The organism is Streptomyces sp. NPDC043870 (assembly GCF_056435785.1).
Map to the genome: position 1 here is coordinate 1 of NZ_JBWKDT010000129.1, position 1975 is coordinate 1975.

Annotated in this window: 1 protein-coding gene; it reads left to right on the plus strand. The window is 69.3% G+C overall.

Annotated features, from left to right (window positions below):
- Nucleotides 1-124 precede the first annotated feature (124 nt).
- Nucleotides 125-1918 (plus strand): IS481 family transposase, encoded by a 1794-nt coding sequence (locus AC0699_RS39635; protein ID WP_478671555.1) that lies wholly within the window; start codon nt 125-127, stop codon nt 1916-1918.
- Nucleotides 1919-1975 lie beyond the last annotated feature (57 nt).

The window sequence follows — 1975 nt, forward strand, 5'->3', positions numbered from 1 at the left end:
GTGTCCGGTCCCGGGAGATGCTTGACACTTCGGTCCCAGCTGATGGTTGACAGTGGCCGTGATCGGCTTTTCTGTGCGCGTCGTTGCGGCGTGTTGCGGGAGGCCGGGATTGGCGCTGGTGGAGTTGTCGGTTGTCGAGCAGAGATACCGGGCTGTCTTGGCGGTGCTGGCGGGTGCGACGGTGACGGAGGTCGCTGCGTCGCTGGGGGTGTCGCGGCAGACGGTGAGCGGGTGGAAGTCCCGGTATGAGGCCTGCGGTCTGGCCGGGTTGGTGGACCGTTCGCGCAGGCCAGCGTCGTGTCCGCATCAGGCGTCTGCCGAGGTGGAGGCGGCGGTGTGCGAGCTGCGGCGCAAGCATCCTCGGTGGGGTCCGCGGCGGATCGCTCATGTGCTGGAGCGGTCCGGGGCGGTGGCGCCGGTGCCGTCGCGGATGACCGTGTATCGGATCCTGGTCCGTCACGGCCTGGTGGAGCCGGGGGTGCGGCGGAGGAAGCGGTCGGATTACAAGCGCTGGCAGCGGGATCGGCCGATGCAGTTGTGGCAGATGGACATCGTCGGCGGCGTGATGCTGGTCAACCCGGTCACCGGGGAGTTGACCGAGGCCAAGGTCGTGACCGGGGTGGATGACCATTCCCGGTACTGCGTGATCGCGTCGGTGGTCGAGCGGGCGACGGGACGAGCCGTGTGCTCGGCGTTCGTGGATGCTTTGCGGTCCTTCGGGGTGCCGGAGGAGGTGCTGACGGACAACGGCAAGCAGTTCACGGACCGGTTCGGGCAGGGTGGTGAGGTGTTGTTCGACCGGATCTGTCGGGAGAACGGGATCGCGCACCGGCTGACCCAGCCGGCGTCGCCGACCACGACGGGGAAGGTCGAGCGATTCCATCAGACGCTGCGGCGTGAACTCCTCGACGACTGCGGTGCGTTCGAGAGCATAGGGGTGGCTCAGGCGGCGCTGGATGCGTGGGTTGAGGAGTACAACTCCTCGCGTCCGCATCAGGCGCTGGACATGCAGTCTCCGGGCGACCGGTTCACCCCGGTTCCTGAGCAGGAGCGGGACGTGCTGGGCCTGAGGGTGCCTGGAGTGCTTGCGCTGGTGCCGCAGCAGCGGACGGCTCCGGCGGAGCCGGATCCGGCCGCGGTGCCGTCCGTTCCTGCCATTCCGCCTGTTGTGGTTCCGGTGGAGCAGGGTGGGCCGGTGGAGTTCGAGCGGGTGGTGCCTGCGAGTGGGAATCTGCAGGTCGCGGGCAAGCAGTTCTGGCTCGGTCCGGCCCGCTCGGGGCTGACGGTGACGTTCTGGGCCGACACCTCGGTGGTCCATCTGCTGGTCGCGGGGGCGCGGATCAAGAGCGTGCGGTCGCACTTGTCGGTGGCGGATCTGGGACGGCTGGCTGCCCGGGGCGGGCGTTCGGCCGGGCCGGCACCGCTGCCTGCTGGGGATACGGCGGCATTCGAGGTGGACCGGGTCGTGAACAACAGCGGGCTCGTCGGCCTGGGCGGGCACCAGGTGCTGGCGGCGGAGATCTTGGGCGGCCGCGCGGTGGGCATCCGCATCGACGGGGAGACGCTGTCGTTCTTCGACCCGACCTCGCGGGAACTGCTTCGGGTGCGGCCCAACCCGCTGACCAGCGAGGAAGTCCGGCGGCTGCGGGGCCTGCGTCCGGCCGGGCCGCCACCGCGTCCCGCCGTGGAGCCGGTGCGGGTCCAGCGGCGTATCAGCGCGACGGGCACGATCATGGTCTGCCGGCAGGTCGTCTCCCTCGGCAGGACCTATGCGGGGCAGACGGTGACCGCGCACGTGGCGGACTCGACGATCACCGTCGAGCTGGACGGCCAGGTCCGGGTGATCCGGCGCACGACCGACGTCCCGGTCCGCAACGTGAAAGCGAACAAGCCCCGAGAAGTTTCCGATGTTGTCTAGGCCCACCGTCAAGCATCACCTGGGACCAGAACGTCAGCCATCACCTGGGACTAGACA